Origin of the sequence: Xanthomonas arboricola (genome assembly GCF_003353015.1) — a bacterium.
Taxonomy (GTDB): domain Bacteria; phylum Pseudomonadota; class Gammaproteobacteria; order Xanthomonadales; family Xanthomonadaceae; genus Xanthomonas; species Xanthomonas arboricola_E.
The window spans coordinates 1-20,730 of sequence record NZ_QREM01000007.1 but is presented as its reverse complement, the minus strand read 5'-3'; the positions used below and the strand labels follow the sequence as shown (position 1 = coordinate 20,730).

Annotated in this window: 13 protein-coding genes and 1 pseudogene; 11 read left to right on the top strand and 3 right to left on the bottom strand. The window is 69.5% G+C overall.

All coding sequences use genetic code 11. From position 1 onward, the window contains the following. Positions 1-172: 172 nt before the first annotated feature. Positions 173-637, bottom strand: a complete 465-nt coding sequence (locus C0541_RS03505; RefSeq protein WP_115045779.1) for a MarR family winged helix-turn-helix transcriptional regulator — start codon at positions 635-637, stop codon at positions 173-175. Positions 638-767: 130 nt separating this feature from the next. Between C0541_RS03505 and folE the strand changes: the two genes are divergently transcribed. From folE to C0541_RS03480, 5 genes and pseudogenes are all read left to right on the top strand, one after another. Further along, positions 768-1,370 (top strand): GTP cyclohydrolase I FolE, encoded by a 603-nt coding sequence (gene folE, locus C0541_RS03500; protein WP_104543982.1) that lies wholly within the window; start codon positions 768-770, stop codon positions 1,368-1,370. A 19-nt stretch (positions 1,371-1,389) separates the two neighbouring features. Next, positions 1,390-2,859 (top strand): DUF3375 domain-containing protein, encoded by a 1,470-nt coding sequence (locus C0541_RS03495; RefSeq protein ID WP_115045777.1) that lies wholly within the window; start codon positions 1,390-1,392, stop codon positions 2,857-2,859. Next, positions 2,846-3,547 (top strand): DUF4194 domain-containing protein, encoded by a 702-nt coding sequence (locus C0541_RS03490; protein ID WP_115045776.1) that lies wholly within the window; start codon positions 2,846-2,848, stop codon positions 3,545-3,547. The genes C0541_RS03495 and C0541_RS03490 overlap by 14 nt, the downstream gene beginning before the upstream one ends. 416 nt (positions 3,548-3,963) lie before the next feature. After that, a pseudogene (locus C0541_RS03485) lies at positions 3,964-7,431 on the top strand (ATP-binding protein); the annotation flags it as partial. 770 nt (positions 7,432-8,201) lie between these two features. Next, complete coding sequence (locus C0541_RS03480) at positions 8,202-10,262, top strand: TonB-dependent siderophore receptor (RefSeq protein ID WP_161959861.1); 2,061 nt, start codon at positions 8,202-8,204, stop codon at positions 10,260-10,262. Here C0541_RS03480 and C0541_RS03475 read toward each other — a convergent pair. After that, a complete protein-coding gene (locus tag C0541_RS03475) occupies positions 10,259-11,038 on the bottom strand; it encodes a sulfite exporter TauE/SafE family protein (RefSeq protein WP_193725882.1) in 780 nt (259 codons plus the stop codon). The genes C0541_RS03480 and C0541_RS03475 overlap by 4 nt on opposite strands. Positions 11,039-11,244: 206 nt before the next feature. Here C0541_RS03475 and C0541_RS03470 point away from each other — a divergent pair, with 206 nt between their 5' ends. The 6 genes from C0541_RS03470 (at position 11,245) to bphP (ending at position 18,944) form a co-directional block, all read left to right on the top strand. Continuing rightward, complete coding sequence (locus tag C0541_RS03470; RefSeq protein WP_115045769.1) at positions 11,245-11,634, top strand: YchJ family protein; 390 nt, start codon at positions 11,245-11,247, stop codon at positions 11,632-11,634. Between the two features lie 160 nt (positions 11,635-11,794). Further along, the gene (locus tag C0541_RS03465; protein WP_115047227.1) at positions 11,795-12,001 is read left to right on the top strand and encodes a hypothetical protein; all 207 of its coding nucleotides are present in this window, start codon (positions 11,795-11,797) and stop codon (positions 11,999-12,001) included. Positions 12,002-12,333: 332 nt separating this feature from the next. Further along, positions 12,334-14,496 carry a lytic murein transglycosylase gene (locus tag C0541_RS03460; RefSeq protein WP_115045767.1) on the top strand — a complete coding sequence of 721 codons (2,163 nt, stop codon included), beginning with the start codon at positions 12,334-12,336 and terminating at the stop codon, positions 14,494-14,496. A gap of 594 nt (positions 14,497-15,090) precedes the next feature. Further along, entirely contained in the window at positions 15,091-16,353 is a 1,263-nt protein-coding gene (locus C0541_RS03455; RefSeq protein WP_115045765.1) for a TCR/Tet family MFS transporter, read from the top strand. A gap of 99 nt (positions 16,354-16,452) precedes the next feature. Further along, positions 16,453-17,046, top strand: coding sequence for a biliverdin-producing heme oxygenase (locus tag C0541_RS03450; RefSeq protein ID WP_115045763.1), 594 nt, complete (start codon positions 16,453-16,455; stop codon positions 17,044-17,046). After that, on the top strand, positions 17,043-18,944 hold the full coding sequence (gene bphP, locus C0541_RS03445; RefSeq protein WP_115045760.1) for a bacteriophytochrome BphP: 1,902 nt from the start codon (positions 17,043-17,045) through the stop codon (positions 18,942-18,944). The genes C0541_RS03450 and bphP overlap by 4 nt, the downstream gene beginning before the upstream one ends. A 160-nt stretch (positions 18,945-19,104) precedes the next feature. Here the strand turns inward: bphP and C0541_RS03440 are convergent, their stop codons facing one another. Then, positions 19,105-20,280: a benzoate/H(+) symporter BenE family transporter gene (locus C0541_RS03440; RefSeq protein WP_115045758.1), complete on the bottom strand. Its 1,176-nt coding sequence runs from the start codon at positions 20,278-20,280 to the stop codon at positions 19,105-19,107. Positions 20,281-20,730 lie beyond the last annotated feature (450 nt).

The window sequence follows — 20,730 nt, the reverse complement described above, 5'->3', positions numbered from 1 at the left end:
CACCGGGCAGCGCCGGTACGCCGCCTTGCACACTCACCGCGCATGGCGACCAACAGACCTGCTGCGTGGCCGCCAGGCCGGCGCGGCCAGTGCGGAACCGGCACGCTCCACGCACGGGGGACGGTGCCTCCGCGCTGTCGGTCGCTGCCGCTCGGGCGCCTGCCGCGGTCCGTCAGCCGCTCGGGTCGGACTGGCCCAGCCGCGCATGCGCCTGCGCGATCTGCTCCCACAACGTCAGCACCACCTGCACCTGTGCCTCGCTGAGCGTGCCGAACACCTCCGCACGCAGCGCATCCAGGCGGACCTCGATGCGCCCGACCAGCGCCTGGCCTGCGTCGGTGAGCCACAGCTGGTTGGCGCGGCGGTCGCTGCTGTCGGCCTCGCGCCGGACCAGGCCCTGCGCGGCCAGCTTGTCCAGCAGCCGCACCAGCGAGGGGCCTTCCATGCCCAGCTGCTGGGCCAGCGCCACCTGGCGGATGCCGCCGCCGGAGCGGCCGACCATCAGCAACGGCCCGGTGCAGGCGCTGGACAGCCCGAAGTCGGCAAATGCCTGGTCGGCCAGCCGCTGCCATTGGCGGGCGGCGACCAGCAGGCCGGAGCTGAGCTGGGCACGGGCGGAAGGAACGCTGTTCGTCATAATAGATAGGATGCTATCAATTCAACAATGAATCAATAGTCACTGAACCCGCGCAAGCCGGCGCAACCGCCACTGGGGCGGCCGGCCCGTCCTCGGGTACCATGCTCGCCCCCTTTGGGTGCACCTGCGCATGAGCCAGTCCGACCAGCCCGATTCCCCCGTCACCCAGGCCCAGGCCGAAGATGCCGTGCGCACCCTGCTGCGCTGGGCCGGCGAAGACCCGGCCCGCGAGGGCCTGCTGGATACCCCGCGCCGGGTCGCCGAAGCCTATGGCGACTGGTTCAGCGGCTACCGCGAGGAACCGCGCGAATACCTGGAACGCACCTTCGAAGAGGTGGCCGGCTACGACGAGCTGATCGTGCTGCGCGACATCTCCTACGAAAGCCATTGCGAGCACCACATGGCGCCGATCATCGGCAAGGTGCACGTGGGCTACCTGCCGCGCGGCAAGGTGGTCGGCATCAGCAAGCTGGCACGCGTGGTGGAAAGCTATGCGCGGCGCTTCCAGGTGCAGGAAAAGATGACCGCGCAGATCGCCCAGTGCATCCAGGACGTGCTGCAGCCGCGCGGCGTCGGCGTGGTGGTGGAAGGCGCGCACGAGTGCATGACCACCCGCGGCATCCACAAGCGCGGCGTCAGCATGGTGACCTCCAAGATGCTGGGCAGCTTCCGCGAGGACGCGCGCACCCGCGCCGAATTCCTGCAGTTCATCGAAGTGGGCGGCAAGCGTTGAGGCAGCCGTTGCCGTCGCCATGAAGCACCAGGCACGTATCGCCGGCTATCGCCAATTGCGCGAGCAGCCGGTGTGGAAACTGCTGGCCGCCGACCACGCGCCGGAGCTGATCGGCCTGCTGCAGACGGTGTTGCTGGACGGCGAACGCCGCCTGCCCGCGGGCGTGCTGCACGAGCGCCTGCAGCGCCAGCTCGACGTGCTGCGTGCCGACGAACTCTCGCGCGAGTTGCCGCGCACCGCGCAGGCCTATCTGGCGCATTGGCTGGCCCAGGGCTGGCTGGAACGCCGCCTGCCCGAAGGCGCAGCCGAAGAAGAATACGAGTTGTCGCGCGCGGCCACCCAGGCCATCCGCTTCATTGTCGGCCTGCGCGAGAGCAGCAGCAGCGCCACCGAAAGCCGCCTGTCGCTGGTGATCCAGCAGCTGGTGCAGCTGGCTGGGCAGACCGAAGCCGATCCGGAGCTGCGCCTGGCCGCCTTGCGCGATGAACGCGCGCGCATCGATGCCGAGATCGAACGCGTGGCATCGGGCCGCGTGGCCGCACTCGACGGCAAGCGCGCGCTGGAGCGCGCCCGCGACCTGATCCATCTGTCCGACGAGCTGGCCGAGGATTTCCATCGCGTCCGCGACGATTTCGAACAGCTCAACCGCCAGTTCCGCGAGCGCATCATCGACGACGAAGGCGCGCGCGGCGATGTGCTGGAGCAGCTGTTCAACGGCGTGGACGTGATCGCCGACAGCGAGGCCGGGCGCACCTTCGAGGCGTTCTGGAGCCTGCTCAACGACACCCAGCAAAGCAGCCAGCTCGATCAGGCGCTGGATGCGCTGCTGGCACGCGGCTTCGCCCGCAAGCTGGACCGGCGCGAGCGCGCCTTCCTGCGCGGGCTGACCGGCACGCTGCTGGAGCGCGGCGGCGAGGTGCACACGGTGATGCAGCACTTCGCGCGCAGCCTGCGCGGTTTCGTGCAGAGCCGCGGCTATCTGGAGCAGCGCCGGCTCAATCAATTGCTCCGGCAGGCGCAGGGCGAAGCCCTGCAGCTGCGCGACAGCCTGCACGCCACCACCGCCACCGGCTACACGCAGGCGTTGAGCGCTGCCCGCCTGCGCTCGCTGTCGCAATGGCGCCTGCACGACCCGCGCCTGACCCAGGTCGATGGCCGCGTGCAGGCTGCCGACGCGGCGGACATCTCGCTCGACAGCGTGGGCGATCTGGTCGCGCAATCGGAGATCGACGTGCGCAGCCTGCGCCGCGACCTGCACGAACTGCTCGGTCAACGCCCGCGCCTGACCATCGGCGATGCGCTGCAGCAGCGCCCGGCCGTGCAGGGCCTGGGCAGCGTGATCGGCTACCTGTCGCTGGGTCCCCGCCACGGCGTGGTGATCGACGGACAGATGGAAACGGTGCAATGGGAAGGCGGCGACGGCGCGCTGCGGCGCGCACGCATTCCGCTGGTGTGGTTCACCCGGGAGAAACGCAATGAACTGGACTGAGGACACCCGCCTGGATGCGGACGAGGACACGGGCGCGTCGGCCGCTGCCGGCCGCACGCCGCTGCCGGAGCCATCGCCTGCACAGCCGCAAGGCGAGCTGTTCCTGGGCGACACCGGCACGCTGCCGTTCGACGCACGGCGCGCGCTGTGCCAGCTGCTGGCCGGCCCCAGCATCGACGCACAACGCCACGGTGCGCTGTGGCCTGCGCTGCTGCGCAACGAGGCGGCGATCCGCCAGGTGTTGTGCGAGCTGTTCCTGGAACTGGTGCTGGACCGCGAGGGCGGGGTGGCCTTCACCCGTCAGGCCGACACCGCCGAGCTGGAATCGCCGACCCTGCTGCGCAGCGCGCCGCTGACCTTCATCGAATCGGTGCTGCTGCTGTTCCTGCGCCAGCAACTGGCCGAGGCCGACACGCGCGGCGAGCGTGCGGTGGTGGACGAGGCGCAGCTGGTGGAGGCGCTGTCGGTCTACGAGAAGAACGTGTCCACCGACCGCGCCGGATTTGCGCGACGGGTGATGACGGCGATCGGCAAGATGCGCGACAACCAGTTGCTGTCGCGCCTGCGCGGCAGCGAGGAGCGCTACGAGGTCTCGCCGGTGCTGAAGCTGTTGTTCTCGGCCGAGGACGTGCAGGCCCTGGTGGTGGCGTACCGCGGCTTGCGCGAGGGAGACGTTGTGTCGGAGTGATGTCGCCTGCATCCAGGACGTCCAATCCCTTCTCCCACCGGGAGAAGGTGCCCGAAGGGCGGATGAGGGTACGGCCAATAGCGATGCCCGACGTGTGACGTGTGGAGTATGTGTGGTTATGCGTTGCACGAAGAAAGTCAGCAACTGGCACGCTCTGTCGAACGCGAGTGATTTCTTCATGGGCTGCACTGAGGCATCAGCTTCCCTCCATCGAATGGCACTCGGTCTCGTCATTACCAGTGTCGACAGCGCATCACCCCCCGTAGGAGCGGCCCAGGCCGCGAAGGGCCGTCCCCGTACCACCGCCAGGCCACCGCACTACCGCCTGTCCCGCACCACCCAACACCCCGCTTCAAACATGCGTGATGTGCTTCGTCCTCAGCGTTACCCGTCATCCCGTTTTTGGTGAGTGAGCCATGAATTCCCAGTCCAACCTGTCGCCGGCGCAGCCGGGCGCGTCCCTGTTCACTGATTCGCTTGCCGAGCAGCGCGCGCAGCAGTTCCGCATGCGGCGGCTGCAGGTGCACAACTGGGGCACGTTCAACGGCCTGACCGAGGTGCCGATCGCCGAGAAGGGCTTCCTGTTCGTCGGCCGCTCCGGGTCGGGCAAGTCGACCCTGCTGGATGCGATGTCGGCACTGCTGACCCCGCCCAGCATCGTCGACTTCAACGCCGCCGCACGCGAGGCCGAGCGCAGTGGACGCGATCGCAGCCTGGTGTCGTATGTGCGTGGTGCCTGGGCCGATCAGCAGGACAGCGCCTCGGGCGAAATCGCCACCCAATACCTGCGCAAGGGCGCCACCTGGTCGGCGCTGGTGCTGGAGTACCGCAACGCGCATGGCGAGACGGTCAGCCTGATTCGCCTGTTCTGGATCGCCGGCAGCGGCAATGCCGCGGCCGATGTGCGCCGTCATTACATGGTCGCGCCGCGCAGCTTCGATGTGGCCAGCGAGCTGGATGGCTTCGACCTGGACCTGCGCAAGCTCAAGGCGCGTCTGGGCGAGGAGGTTGCGCATTTCGACGGCTTCGCCGGCTACGCGGAGCGTTTCCGGCACGTGCTGGGCATCGGCAACGAAATGGCGTTGCGCCTGCTGCACAAGACCCAGTCGGCCAAGAACCTGGGCGATCTCAATGTGTTCCTGCGCGGCTTCATGCTGGACGAGCCGCGCACGTTCGAGGCCGCCGACCGGCTGGTGGAAGACTTCGCCGAACTCGACGGCGCACACCATGCAGTGGTCACCGCACGCCGGCAGGTGGAAACGCTGAGCCCGGCACGCGAACACCATGCGGCGCTGATGGCCTTGCGCCACAGCGTCGGCGAGCTGCGCGAGCTGCAGCTGGGCGTGGACAGCTACCGCGAACAGCAGCGTCTGGCCTTGCTGGACACGCGGCTGCAGGAGCTCGACAGCCAGGACCGCGGATTGGCCGGCGAGGAAGGCCAGCGGCGCGAATCGCTGGACAATCACGAACAGAAACTGGCCGGGCTGGAACGCGAACAACGCGCCGCCGGTGGCGAGCAGATCGAGGAACTGGAGCGCGAGCGCGCACGGGTCGAACGCGAGCGCGACGAGCGTCTGCGGCGGCGCGCGCAGATCGAACAGGCCTGCCGCCAGCTCGGCACCGCCCTGGCCGCAGGCGCCAGCGGCTTTGCCGCCCAGGTAGAGCATGCCCAGACCGTGCTCGAGAACGGCAAGCACGACGCCAGCGCGCTGGACGAGGCGATCGCCGAGCGCATGGGCGCGCGCCGCGACGACGAGCGGCGCTTTGCCGAGATCCGCGCCGAACTGGAGGCGTTGAAGCGCGCGCCGTCGAGCATGCCGGCGCCGATGCAGGCCTTGCGGGCGCGCCTGTGCGAGGACACCGGCATTGCCGAAGCGGCACTGCCGTTCGTTGGCGAACTGGTGCAGGTGCGCGAGGATCAGGCCGCCTGGCGCGGGGCGATCGAGCGCGTGCTGAGCGGTTTCGCGCAGTCGCTGCTGGTGGACGAGCGGCATTACGCGCAGGTCAGCGAGTGGGTCAACCGTACCCACATCGGCACGCGGCTGGTGTACTTCCGGGTGCGTCGCAACGATGCGCTGCATGCACGCACGCCGGATGCACGTGCATTGCCGGGCAAGCTGCAGCTGCGCGAGCATGCCTTTACCGAGTGGTTGCGCAACGAGCTGATGCGCCGCTTCGACTACGAATGCGTCGACAACGCCGCCGCGTTGCGCAATGCCGACCGCGCCATCACCCGCGAAGGGCAGGTCAAGCATCCGGGCGATCGCTATGAGAAGGACGACCGCCACGCGGTCAACGACCGCAAGCGCTGGCTGCTGGGCCACGACAACCGCGACAAGCTCAAGGTGTTCGAGCGCGAAGCGCAGACGCTGGCCCAGCGCATCGCCGGTTGCGATGCCGACGTGGCCGCGCTGCGCAGGCAACGCGAGCAGGACCAGGAACGGCAGCTGGCCGCGCACACGCTGGTGGAGCGCGACTGGGACGAGATCGATGTCGGCCCCAAGCTGCAGCGCCTGAGCGATATCGACGAACAGCTGCAGCAGCTGCGCGAAGGCAACAGCGGCCTGCGCGCACTCGGCCAGGCGATCGAGACCGCACGCACCCTGCGCGACCAGGCCAAGCGCACCTACGAGGACGTGCGGCTGGAGCGCGCACAGCTGGCGCGCGAACGGGTCCGGCTCGAACAGCAGCACGCCGCCTGCGCCAGCCGTGCCGGCACCGCCGCGCTCACGCCTACCCAGCTGCAGGGCCTGCGCGAACGCCTGGCGGCGCTGGCACCGCTGTCGCTGGACAATCTGGAAGCGCATTTCCGCGTGGTCGAGCGCGGCCTGGCCGAGCAACTGGCCGAGAGCCAGGGCCGCGACAGCCGGCTCAGCGCGCAGCTGCTCGATTGCTTCCGCAAGTACTGCCAGCAGTGGCCGGAAGACAGCGGCGATTTCACCGTGAGCCTGGCCAGTGCCGACGATTTCCTCGCACGCCTGGATCGGCTGGAAAGCGATGGCCTGCCGCGCCACGAGCACCGCTTCTTCGACCTGCTGCAGACCCAGAGCAAGAACAATCTGCTGGCCCTGCAGCGCCACACCGCCGAGGCCCACAAGGGCATCAAGCAGCGCATGGACGAGGTCAACGCCAGCCTGGAGCAGGTGCCGTTCAATCGCGGCACGCTGCTGACCATCGAGGTCAGCGACCGTCGCCTGGGCGAGGTGCAGGACTTCCAGCAACAGTTGCGTGCGGTGCTGTCGCATCAGCAGACCGAAGACCGCGCACTGGCCGAGGCGCAGTTTTCCACCTTGCGCGCATTGGTGGCGCGCCTGGGCGCACAGGAACCGGAGGCACGCCGCTGGCGCGAGCAGGTGCTGGACGTGCGCCTGCATGTGGAATTCATCGGTGTCGAACTGGACGCACAGACCCGCACGCAGGTGGAGATCTACCGCAGCGGCGCCGGCAAGTCCGGCGGCCAGCGCCAGAAGCTGGCAACCACCTGCCTGGCCGCCGCGTTGCGCTACCAGCTCGGCGGCGAAGACGGCGAGCTGCCGCGCTACTGCGCGGTGGTGCTGGACGAGGCCTTCGACAAGGCCGACAACGAATTCACTGCGCTGGCAATGAACATCTTCGAGAACTTCGGCTTCCAGATGGTGGTGGCCACGCCATTGAAGTCAGTGATGACGCTGGAGCCGTTCATCGGCGGTGCCTGCTTCGTGGAGATCAGCGGCCGGCACAACTCCGGCGTGCTGTTGATCGAATACGACGCGCAGGCGCAGCGACTCCAGTTGCCCGAGCGCTCGCGCGGGGACGAGGCTGGTGCAGCGGTTTCGGAGCAGACGGTGGGTACTGCGCAGCCCGAGGATGCAGCGCATGCGGGCCACGGTCAGGCGCCGGTGGACCGCGTCGGTGCCGCTTCTGGCCAAGAGGCTGCGGTCGTGCAGGATGCTCCTGACCAGAACGACGTGGCAGCCAGGGCGGGCAAACGCGCCAGCAAGGTCACGCCGGCATCGGCGTCGGCTGTTCAAGACGCGCCGACGCCCTCGCAAGCCGCCGCGTCCAACCCACGTGCGGGATCAGGCAAGTCGGCAGCGGCCAAGACTGCAGCGGGCAAGGCCGCATCGGCCAAGCTTGCGTCAGCCAAACCCGCCTCCAAACCCGCCTCAGCCCGGCGTGCCTCGCCTGCCGCGAGCACGCCGGGCAAGCCGGCAACCCCGACCAAAGCCGCCAAGACGCCGGCAACCACCCGGGTGGCCTCCCGGCGCACGAGCGCGTCCGTCAAGCCGACTGCCAAGCCGACTGCCAAGCCGAACAAGGCCGCGACAACCACGGCAGCGCCGAAGACGCCTGCTTCCAGGCCGGCGGTAGCGAGCAAACGCGCCAGCACGGCGCTGCGTGGCGCAACCAAGGCAACCGCGGCGCGCGGCGCTGCCAGGCTCGCGCCAGCCAAAACGACAGTGGGCAAGGCGCGCCCCGCGCCAACGCGCGGGTCTGCAGGCAAGCCACGCGGAAAACGCTGAGCGCGCCGCCCGGGAGCACCTGCCTCACCGCACTGCGGTCGCAGGCGTCGCGGGGCAGGCGCATCGCAAGGCGACACATGCAGATAAGAATCGTTATCATTAGCGGCCCGGATGTGCTCGCCAGCGTGCGCATCGCCCTGCTGAAGATCCCGATGACCCCACTGCCTGCGCCTCGCCACCTGTTGTTCGTGTCCCTGTTTGCCGCATTGCCGGCCTCCGCCCAGGAGGCCAGCCTGCTCGATGCCATCGTGGTCAGCGAAAAGCGCGCCCTGTACCGGCCGGAAAAGGCCGCCGGCGCCACCCGCACGCAGACGCCGGTGGAGCGCATTCCGCAGGCGATCCAGGTGGTGCCGCGATCGGTGATCGACGAACAGCAACTCACCCGGCTGGTGGATGTGGTGGCCAATGTCTCCAACGTGCAGCCCGGCGGCACCCAGGGCAATCGCTCGGAAACCTTCGTCATCCGCGGCTTCGAGACCTCTTCGTACGCAGTCGACGGCATCCTGCTCAACCCGGCGCAGAACTTCACCGAGACCGTGCGCGATCTGGCCAACGTCGCCCAGGTGGAAGTGCTCAAGGGCCCGGCGGCGGTGCTGTACGGGCGCGGCGAACCCGGCGGGGTGATCAACCTGGTCACGCTGCGCCCGGATCCGGTGTTCGGTGGCAATGCCTCGGTGCAGGTGGCCGAACACGGCCTGCGCCGCGTGCAATCGACCGTCACCGGCCCGCTGGGTTCGACCGTGTCGGCACGGCTCAGCGCCGCCGCACAGGAGACCGGCAGCTTCCGGGACGCGCAGGCCGATGGCGATCGCGTGTTCGTCTCGCCTTCGCTGGCCTGGCGGCCGACCGCGCAGCTGCGGGCCGACCTGGATCTGGAATACACGCGCCAGACCAGCCCGGGCGATCGCGGCCTGGTCGCCATCGACGGCGTGGTGCGTGGCCCTGCCGAGCGCAGCTTCGGCGAGCCGTGGTCGCGCAATCACGGCAGCGCGCGCACCGCACGCGGGCGTATCGAGTACGACGCCACCGACTGGCTGACGCTGCGGCAGATCCTCAACCACCAGGACGGCGACAGCGGCCGCAACGTGGCCGACTTCACCGGCTTCAGCGCCGACCGCGCCTTCCTGCAGCGCCGTGCCGTGCGCCAGGACCAGCAGGTGCGCGCCACCACCTCGCAGACCGAGGCGCTGGCGCGTTTTGCCACCGGCCCGTTGCGCCATCAGGTACTGGCCGGCGCCGAGTACGTCGATGCGCATCGCCACACCGACGAAGCGCGTGCGCCGCTGGCCCGCATCAGCGTGCGCAATCCGGTGCAGGGTGCCTTGCCGGGCACCTATGTGCCGGCCCGCGAGATCGACGTCGATGCGCGCTATGCCGCGTTGTACCTGCAGGACCAGATCAGCATCGGCGAGCGTTGGGACGTGCTGGCCGGCGTGCGCTGGGACGATGTGCAGCAGACCACCATCGACAACGGCGCGCGCACCCGCGAGGACGGTCGACGCGCCTCGCCGCGGATCGGCGTGGTGTGGAAGGCGGCGCCGCAGCTGTCGCTGTACGCCAACACCTCCACCTCGTTTCGGCCGCGCAGCGCCACGCTGTTTTCCGGCGGCAGCGCGCCACCGGAGACCGGCCGCCAGTACGAGCTCGGGCTGAAGAGCGCGCTGTTCGACAACCGCGTGCTCGCCACCGCCGCCGCATTCCAGATCACCAAGGACAACGTCGCCACCAGCGATCCGGACAACAGCGGCTTCGTGCTGGTCACCGGCCAGCAACGCGTGCGCGGGCTGGAGCTGGACATCACCGGCGAGCTCACCCAGAACTGGCGCCTGATCTTCGGCGCCGGTTATCTGGACGCCCAGGTCACCCGCGACACCGTCATCCCGGTCGGCAACCGCCTGCGCGGCGTGCCGCGCGTCAGTGCCAGCCTATGGAGCACCTACCACGTTGCCAGCGGACCGCTGTACGGCCTGACCCTGGGCGCCGGCGCGGTGCACGTGGGCGAGCGCGAGGGGAATCTCGCCAACAGCTATCGCATTGCCGGCTACACGCGTTTCGATGCCTCGGCGGCCTACCGCTTCGGCGGCCGTTACCAGCTGGCGCTGATGCTGCGCAATGTCGCCAACCGCTTCTACATCGAGCAGCCGGTGACGCAGACCACCAATTATCCCGGCGCGCCACGCACCTTGTCGGCGACGCTGAGCGTGGATTTCTAAACGCCGTGCAGCAGATCCCAGCCCATCTTGCCGATCAGCACGATCACCAGCACCAGGAACAACGTGCGGATCAGCGGCGTGCCGCCGCGTAGTGCCATCCGCGTGCCGGCGACCGCACCGGCCACGTTCGCCACCGCCATCGGAATGCCGATCGCCAGCATCACCTGGCCGCTGGGCAGGAAGAACGACAGCGCCGCCAGGTTGGTGGCCAGGTTCACCACCTTGGCCGCGGCCGAGGCGCGCAGAAAGTCCAGCCCGAAGAAGCGGATGAACAGGAAGATCAGGAAACTGCCGGTGCCGGGCCCGAAGAACCCGTCGTAGAAGCCGATCGCCGCACCCATCGCCAAGGCAGTGACCAGTTCGCGCCGGCCGATCTGGCGTGGGCGATGCAGCGCACCGAAGTCCTTCTTGATCAGCGTGTAGACCAGCATCGCGATCAGCAGCACCAGGATCAGCGGCCGCACCGCCTGCCTGGGCATCAGGCTGACCGCGGTCGCGCCGAGAAACGAGAACGTAAACGCCGCCGCCGTCGCGTACAGCACCGGCCGCCACGGAAAGCGCACAGTGCGCGCATAGCGCCATGCCGATGCGCCGGTGCCGAACATCGCACTGAACTTGTTGGTGCCCAGAATCAGCGACGGCGTCTGCTGCGGCAGCGTGGCGAACAAGCCCGGCAGCTGGATCAAGCCACCGCCGCCGACGGCTGCATCCACCAACCCGGCAACGAAGGCGATGCACAGCAGCCACGGCAACTCGGTGGGAATCAGGTCCAGCAAGGCGGCGCTCCGCACGACGGGGGCGACAGCATAGCCGCCGCACCGCGCGGCGTAATCCCACAGCAAGGGTGGGGAGTGGGGCGCAAGCAAGCGGCCTTCAAAAGCCCTTCTCCCCCCGGGAGAGGGGTTGGGGTGAGGGTACGGGAGCCAAGCACCGGCTTCCTCCCCAATCCCCAATCCCCAATCCCTTCCCGCACAATTGCCCGATGCCGACCTCCATCCCCACCGATCCCTGTCCCTGCGGCCGCGCCGCCGACTACGCGCAGTGCTGCGGGCAATACCACGCCGGCGCCGCCGCACCCGATGCCGAGAGCCTGATGCGTGCGCGCTACAGCGCCTACGTCCGCCGCGATGTGGATTACCTGCTCGCCAGCTGGCATGCGTCCACGCGCCCACCCGCGTTGTCGCTGGACGAGGGCGGCCGCACCACCTGGCTCGGCCTGACCGTGCAACGCGCCCTCGTCACCGGCACCGACACGGCCGAGGTGGCGTTTCTGGCCCGCTACCGTATCGGCGGCGGCAGTGCGGTGCGCATGACCGAACACAGCCGCTTCGTGCGCGAAGACGGCCAGTGGTACTACCTCGACGCACGCTGAGCAGGCGCAGGCCTGGATGCGTCTCGCGCCCGGGCCGCACACCGTGAAGCCGTTCAGCCCGACGAACGGCACGCACCGGTGGGCTTTCTCGACGCCACGTTCGCAGCCGATCCCGGAAGCTTGCCGCCTCGGCGGAGCGCGCCGCGGGGCGGACACGATGATGGCAACCTTCAATCTCTGGCAGTGGGTGCTTCTGGCCATCGCGGTGTTTGCGATCGTGCTGCCGGCGTGCCTGGCCACTGCACTGATCTGGTTCGGTCCCCGCCACGATGCTCCACGCCGGGCCCGCGCCCGCCGTGCGTCCGAGGCCAGCGCCTCCACCCCGGCCCTGTCGCTGCTGACCGGCATCACCGGCGACGGCAACTAGGCCCGGCAATCGACGCCGCCGGGTTGCCACGGCGCATCCGCCAGGCGCGCCGGTTCGGCATCTCGGCATCGGCACGCGCCATCGCTGGCTGGAAGGTCATCACCTCATCGGGTCATCCAGCGGCCTGGTTGCGCGCATCGGCCTGGAAGGCGTGCGCCGCACCCTCACCCCGGCGCGTTGCCACCAGCGAGCGCAGCGCACGCTGACGCGGCGGCATCGCGACAATCGCCACCTGCACGCCTGCAACCAGCCAGGTTGGCTATCCTCGACGGCTCGACTGCCGCAGGAGCGCTCCACCGCATGACCTCCGTCCACACGCCGGCCACCGCGCCGTGACGCCGCCCCGGCGCGTCCTGCCCGCACTGCTGGCGCTGCTGCCGCTGATTGCCTGCGCCGATCCGGCCTTCGACCGCTGCCTGGCCGGCCTGCAGACCCAGGCCGCCGCCAAGGGCGTGCAGGCCGCCGACTTCCAGCGTTTCACCGCCGGCCTGGCGCCCGATCCCAGCGTGTTGCCGCTGCTCGATGCCCAGCCGGAATTCACCACCCCGATCTGGGACTACCTCGCCAGCCTGGTCGACAGCCAGCGCGTGGCCGACGGCCGGGCCATGCTGGTCACCCATCGCGACCTGCTCACGCGTCTGTCCGACCAGACCGGCGTCGATCCGGCCACCATCGTGGCGGTCTGGGGCGTGGAGAGCGACTACGGCCGCGTCACCGGCAAGCGCCCGCTACTGGTCTCGCTGGCCACGCTGTCGTGCGCCGGCCGCCGCCAGCCGTTCTTCCGGGGCGAATTTCTCGCCTTGCTCGGCCTGCTGCAGCAAGGCGACCTGTCGCCGGATGGCTTGACCGGCTCCTGGGCCGGCGCCTTCGGGCAGACCCAGTTCATGCCCTCCACCTATGCCCGCATCGCGGTGGATGGCGACGGCGACGGCCGCCGCGACCTGGTCGCCAGCATTCCCGACGCGCTGGCCTCCACCGCCAACTATCTGGTCAAGGCCGGCTGGGAGCGCGTCCGTCCCTGGGGCATGGAAGTCCGCCTGCCTGCCGGCTTCGATGCCAGCAAGGCCGGCCGCACCCGGCGCCAACCGCTCCAGGCCTGGCAAAACGCCGGCCTGCTCGGCACCGACGGCAAGGCGCTGGCGCCGGCCGGCCTGCCCGCAGAAACCCCGGCCGCCCTGCTGCTGCCGGCTGGCGCAACCGGCCCGGCATTCCTGGTGTTCCGCAACTACGACGCGATCTACGCCTACAACGCCGCCGAAAGCTACGCGCTGTCGATCGCGCTGCTCGCCGACCGTCTGCGCGGTGGCGCCGGCCTGGTCGCCGCCTGGCCCACCGACGACCCCGGCCTGGGCCGCCCCGAACGGCGCGAACTGCAGCAATTGCTGCTGGCCCGCGGCCACCTGATCGGCGAGGCCGACGGCATGATCGGCACCGCCAGCCGGCGCGCCATCCAGGCTGAGCAGACCCGCCTGGGCCTGCAACCGGCCGACGGCCGCCCCGGCCAGCGCATCCTCACCGCCCTGCGCGCCGCCCCGCCGGTCACTGCCGCGGCCACCGTCCGCGCCACCGCCTTCAAGCTGCCGGCCGCCTATCCCGCGTTCGCCCAATCTCCCATCGTCCACAAGGCATCCCCCATGTCCGACACCACCGGCCTGACCACAGGCGACTTCCACGGTTTCCCCTCGCTGTTGATCGACACCCCGTTCTCCACCGCGGCCATCAGCCTGTTCGGCGGCCAGCTGCTGTCGTTCGTGCCCAAGGGCGGGCAGGACGTGATGTGGCTGTCGCCCACCGCCAAGCAGCCGCCCACCCCGATCCGCGGCGGCGCCCCGGTGTGCTGGCCGTACTTCGGCCGCCAGGACCAGACCGGCGAGGTCCCCGCGCACGGCTTCGTGCGCACCGTGCCCTGGCAGCTCACCGAGAGCCGGCGCGAGGACGACGGCACCGTGGTGCTCACGCTGACCCCGCCCAGTTTCGACGACCTGGCGCTGCGCCTGCGCATGACCCTGCGCATCGGCCGCACCCTCGAACAACGCCTGATCACCGAAAACACCAGCCCGGCCCCGGTGCGCTTCACCCAGGCGCTGCATAACTATTTCCGCGTCGGCGACGCGCTCACCGTCAGCGTGCAGGGCCTGGACGGGCTGGACTACCTGGACAAGTACGAGAACTACGCCACCGCCCACCGCCAGCAAGGCGACTGGAGCCTGCGCGACCCGCGCGACCCCGGCCGCAGCGACCGCATCTACACCAACGCCGGCGGCCGCTACACCCTGACCGATCCGGTGCTCGGCCGCCGCATCGGCATCGCCACCGAAGGGAGCCGCTCGCTGGTGGCCTGGAACCCGGGCGAAGAGGCGGGCAAGAAGATGGCCGATGTAGGCGATGGCTGGCGCGACTACGTCTGCCTGGAAGCGGCCAACGCCGGCCCGGACGTGATCGAACTGGCCCCCGGCGCCAGCCACACGCTGAGCCAGACCATCAGCGTCGAGTAAGCGATCACCGGCACCACGCCACCCCCTTCTCCCGCTCGCGGGAGAAGGTGCCGGTCCCGGCGGCAGCCAACGCCGGCCCAGGCATGATCGAACTGGCCCCGGCGCCAGCCACACGCTGAGCCGGACCTTCAGCGTCGGGCAGCCGATCACCGGCACCACTCACCGGCACCACGCCACTCCTTCTCCCGCTCGCGGGAGAAGGTGCCGGTCCCGGCGGCAGCCAATGCCGGCCCGGACATGATCGAACTGGCCCCGGCGCCAGCCACACGCTGAGCCGGACCATCAGCGTCGGGCAGCCGATCACCGGCACCACTCACCGGCACCACGCCACTCCTTCTCCCGCTCGCGGGAGAAGGGGCCCGAAGGGCGGANTCAGCGTCGGGCAGCCGATCACCGGCACCACTCACCGGCACCACGCCACTCCTTCTCCCGCTCGCGGGAGAAGGGGCCCGAAGGGCGGATGAGGGCCAGCGGCCATCCAGGCACCCAGCACCAGCCACCCGGCGGCGCTTGGGTCCGCACCCATCAATGCACCCCCGGCAACCGGTCTCCATCCGCAGCTACACTTCCCGCCTCGCTACCCTGGGCTGCGCGATGTCTCCCTCCGCCGATTCCGCTCCCGCCCCGGGCCGGCGCCGCGCCGCGCTGATCTTCATCTTCATCACCGTGCTGATCGACGTGCTGTCCTTCGGCGTGATCATTCCGGTGCTGCCGGATCTGGTGCGCCAGTTCACCGGGGGCGACTACGCCGTCGCGGCCGGCTGGATCGGCTGGTTCGGTTTCCTGTTCGCCGCCATCCAGTTCGTCTGCTCGCCGCTGCAGGGCACCCTGTCCGACCGCTACGGCCGCCGCCCGGTGATCCTGCTCTCGTGCCTGGGGCTGGGCCTGGATTTCATCCTGATGGCGGTGGCCCATTCCCTGCCGATGCTGCTGCTGGCGCGGGTGATCTCCGGGGTGTGTTCGGCCAGCTTCTCCACCGCCAATGCCTACATCGCCGACGTCACCCCGGCCGACAAGCGTGCCGGCGCGTTCGGCATGCTTGGCGCCGCGTTCGGCATCGGGTTTGTTGCCGGGCCGTTGATCGGTGGCTGGCTGGGCAGCATCGGCCTGCGCTGGCCGTTCTGGTTTGCCGCCGGGCTGGCGCTGCTGAACGTCCTGTATGGCTGGTTCGTCTTGCCCGAATCGTTGCCCGCCGAACGCCGCACGCCACGCCTGGACTGGTCGCATGCCAACCCGCTGGGTGCGCTCAAGCTGCTGCGCCGTTATCCGCAGGTGTTGGGCCTGGCCTCGGTGGTGTTCCTGGCCAACCTGGCGCACTACGTCTATCCCAGCATCTTCGTGCTGTTCGCCGGGTATCAGTATCACTGGAGCCCGCGCGAGGTGAGCTGGGTGCTGGCCGGCGTCGGCGTGTGCAGCATCATCGTCAATGCGCTGCTGGTCGGCCGGTTGGTGCGGTGGCTGGGCGAACGCCGTGCGCTGCTGCTGGGCCTGGGTTGCGGGGTGGTCGGTTTCGTCATCTACGGGCTGGCCGACAGCGGCATCGCGTTCCTGGTCGGCGTGCCGATCAGCGCGTTCTGGGCGATCGCCGCACCGGCCGCGCAGGCCCTGATCACCCGCGAGGTCGGCGCCGATGCGCAGGGCCGCGTGCAGGGCGCGCTGACCAGCCTGGTCAGCCTGGCCGGCATCGCCGGTCCGTTGTTGTTTGCCAACGTGTTTGCCTGGTTCATCGGCCGCGGCGCACCGCTGCATCTGCCTGGCGCCCCCTGGTTGCTGGCGGGTCTGCTGCTGGCCGCAGGCTGGGTCATGGCCTGGAAGCGGGCAGGGCGGGGCGCCGGCGTGGCCGCTACGCAGGGCTGATGCCAACCTATTCAGCTTGCGCTCGCGCCCGCTTTATCCGATTTGCGCAGTCACTGCTAGGCTGATGCACTCCGTGCTGCGGTACCGCCTCGACTTCCTATGTGTCCTGACACCCTGGCTGTTCCGCCCTCGGCCGCGCTCGCGCTGCGCCATGCCACGCAGGACACCCATCGCCTGGTCGAAACGGCTCCGCTGATGCAGGCGCTGGGGCAGGGGCGGGTCGATCGCGCCGCCTACGCGCTGATCCTGCGCCGGCACCATGCCCTGCTGTCCGGTTTCGAAGCGCAACTGAGCGACTGGCTCGGCACCCTGATCGGCAGCGGCTGGCGGTATCGCCGCCGTGTACCGGCCTTGCGCGAGGACCTGCACACGCTCGGCCAGCAACCGCAGGCAGCCATCGCGGCGCCCGCCGCCGGCAGCGATGCCGCGCGCTGGGGCATGCTCTACGTCATCGAAGGCTCGCAACTGGGTGGGCGGATGATCGCGCGCACCTTGCGCAAGCAGCAGCCCGCGCTGGCCGACGCCTTGCGGTACTTCGAACTGGCCAACGACGATCCGGCCGGCTGGCGCCGTTTCCAGGCGGTGCTCGACCAACGCCTGGACACCAGGTCCGCGCGCGAGGCCGCCATCGACGGCGCGCAGCGCATGTTTGTCCACTTCCACACCTGTCTTGCAGCGGAGCCACGCCCGTGAATCAGCCCACCGAACCCCTGGATATGGATGTCTGTGCGCGTGAGCCGATCCATATCCCCGGCCTGATCCAGCCGTACGGCGTGCTGCTGGTGATCGAGCCGGCCGACGGCTGCATCGTGCAGGCCAGCACCACCGCCGCCGAGCTGCTCGGCGTGCCGCTGGCCGAGCTGCTGGGCATGCCGTACACGCAGGCACTCGAACTGCCCGGCGAGCAGCCGTTCGCGGTGGAGGACCAGGCACAGCACCTGCTGCATGCCGACGTGCGCTTCCCCCTGCGTGCGGCCCCCACCGACCATCCCTGGGTGGCGGCCTGGCACCTGTATCCGGAGCAGTGGCTGGTCGAAATCGAGCCGCGCGACGCACGCCTGATGGACGTCACCCTGCGCGAGGCGCTGCCGCTGTTGCGCAGCATCGAGCGCGATCCCGGCATTGCCGAAGCCGCCGTGCGCGCCGCCAAGGGGCTGCGCAGCATGATCGGCTTCGACCGGGTGATGGTGTACCGCTTCGACGAAGAGTGGAACGGCGACGTCATCGCCGAAGCGCGCCAGCCCGACCTGGACGCTTATCTCGGCCTGCATTACCCGGCCACCGACATCCCGGCCCAGGCGCGCGCGCTGTACCTGCGCAACCGCGTCCGCCAGATCGCCGATGTCGGCTATCGGGCCTCGCCGATCGAGCCCACGCTGCATCCGCGTCTGGGCACCCCGGTGGACCTGAGCGATGTCAGCCTGCGCAGTGTCTCGCCGGTGCACCTGGAATACCTGGCCAACATGGGCGTGACCGCCACCCTGGTGTCCTCGATCGTCGTCAACGATGCGCTGTGGGGGCTGATCGCCTGCCACCACTACAGCCCGCACTTCACCAGCCACGCCATGCGCGATGCCACCGATGCGGTGACCCGCGCGCTGGCCGGGCGCATCGGCGCATTGCAGGCGGTGGCGCGTGCGCACATGGAATCGGTGCTGCTCACCGTGCGCGAGAAGCTGATCACCGACTTCAACGACGCCGACCAGATGACCGTGGAAATGCTCGCCGACATGGCGCCGGACCTGATGGACGTGGTCGACGCCGACGGCGTGGCGATCTTCCATGGCAGCGAGATCAGCCGGCATGGCAGCACCCCGGATGCGGACGCACTGCGCCGCATCCGCGACCACATCGAATCCGAACACCACGACGCCCTGCGCGAAGACGCGGTCGGCGCCCTGCATGTGGACGCGATCGGCGAGGTGTTTCCCGAGCTGGCCGACCTCGCCCCGCTGGCCGCCGGCTTCATCTTCGTGCCGCTGATGCCGCAGTCGCGCAGCGCCTTGCTGTGGACCCGCCGCGAGCAGGTGCAGCAGGTCAAATGGGCCGGCAATCCGCAGCTGGCCAAGCTGCCGGACATCCCCAACTCACGGTTGTCGCCTCGCAAGAGCTTCGACCTCTGGCAGGAAACCGTGCGCGGCCGCGCCCGACGCTGGTCGCCGTTGCACCTGGAATCGGCGCGCAGCCTGCGCGTGCTGATCGAACTGATGGAGCGCAAGCGCTTCCAGCAGGACTTCAGCCTGCTCGAAGCCTCGCTCTCGCGCCTGCGCGACGGCGTGGCCATCATCGAACGCGGCCGCGCGGCCGCGCACCGGCTGATGTTCGTCAACCCGGCCTTTGCAGACCTCAGCCAGACCGAAGTGGCCGACCTGATCGGTTGCGACATCCTGTCCCTGCTGGCCAGCGATGCCGCCCCGTCCAAGGTGGAGCTGCTCGAAGACGCGCTGCGGCAAGGACGCGCCGCCTACGTCACCCTGCCGCTGCGCGCGCAGGGCGGCGCGCCGGTCTACCGCCAGTTCCATCTCGAACCGCTGCCCAGCCCCAATGGCGTCACTGCCCACTGGCTGTTGCAGCTACGCGACCCCGAGTAAGCGCGGCCGCCAACGCAAGGGGCTGCCGCGGCCCAACGCGGCCGCCAGCTGCAGCCAGCCGGGGGCTGCCGGGTGCGCACGGCGCGCAAGAGCCGCAATGTCGGGGATTGCGCACCGGCCGCGCCCGCCCGGCGATCAGCGCAGTCGTGCCAACAACGCCCTAGGCCCGCGGCCGCATCACCAGCAGGGTGATCGTTCCCGCCACCAGGCCCCAGAACGAGGCCCCGATCCCGCCCAGCGTCAGCCCCGATGCGGTCACCAGGAAGGTGATCAAGGCCGCTTCGCGCTCGCTGTCGTGCTGCAGCGCCGCCGCCAGGCTGTTGCCGATCGTGCCCAGCAGGGCGATCCCGGCGATCGCCATCACCAGCTCGCGCGGGAAGGCCGCAAACAGCGCCGCCACGGTCGCGCCGAACACGCCGATCAGCACATAGAACACGCCCGCGCTTACCGCAGCCATGTAACGTCGCGCCGGATCCTCGTGCGCCTCGCGGCCCATGCAGATCGCCGCGGTGATGGCCGCCAGGTTCAAGGCATAGCCGCCGAACGGTGCCAGCAGCGCATTGACCACCCCGATCCAGCCGATCGTCGGCGAGATCGGCACGCTGTAGCCGGAGGCGCGGATCACCGCCACGCCCGGCACGTTCTGCGAGGCCATGGTGACCACGAACAACGGAATCGCCAGCCCGAACAGCGCCGCCCACGACAACGCCGGCAGCACCAGCACCGGCCGGGCCAGTTCCAGCGGCACGCTCTTCCACTGCATCAACCCGCTGCCGGCCGCAATCGCCACGCCGACCAGCAAGGTCGCAATCACCGCATAGCGTGCAAGCCAGCGTCGTCCGGCCAGATAGGTCGCCAGCATCGCCAGCGCCAGCCCCACCTGGGCCTGCATCGCCACGAACAGGTCCAGCCCGAAGCGCAACAACACCCCGGCCAGCATGCCCGAGGCCAGCGAGATCGGAATGCGCCGGATCGCCCGCTCGAACAGGCCCGAGAAACCGGCCAGCATGCCAAGCACCGCCGCCAGCACGAACGCACCGACCGCCTCGCGCAACGGCACCCCGGTCGCACTGCCGATCAACATCGCCGCGCCCGGCGTGGACCAGGCCGTCACCACCGGCACCCGGTAGCGCAGCGACAGGCCGATGCAGGTCACGCCCATGCCGATCCCGAGCGCCCACATCCACGAGGCGATCTGCGCCTGGTCCGCCCCCAGGTGACGTGCCGCCTCGAACACGATCACCGCAGAACTGGCAAAGCCCACCAGTACCGTGACGAAGCCCGCGGCAATCGCAGGCAGGGACAGATCGCCAAGCAGGCTGCGGGAAGGAGGCATCGTGAGCTCTCTATCTGGTGACCGCATTCTCACCGAGCGCGCCCGCGATCGATACCGCAGCAGCGTGCGTGATCGGTCCCCGGCCCTCGTTCCGTGTCCCGTATCGAAGGCACGCGGTTGCGCTACCGAAGACGTGATCGTTTGCGGGTGGAGCAGCAGGGCGGATCACCGTAAGAAGGAAGAGGGGAATCAGGCCGCGTGCATGGGGGCGATGACGCCCCTGTCATGCCGGTGTCAAAAAGTGCTTGCACTTCTGCACAGTCTCGATAAACTGCGCGGCCTCGCTCAGGACGGCGGCGCTTCTCGAAGCACCGCAACAACGAACGGGGCGAATCGGAAACATCACAAGGTGTTGACGAAACGAAAAAGCCGGCTATGATGGGCGGCTCGCTACACGGAAAGATGCTTCGGCAGATTGAAGTGCAGCGGCGGCAACTTCCTCTTCACGAG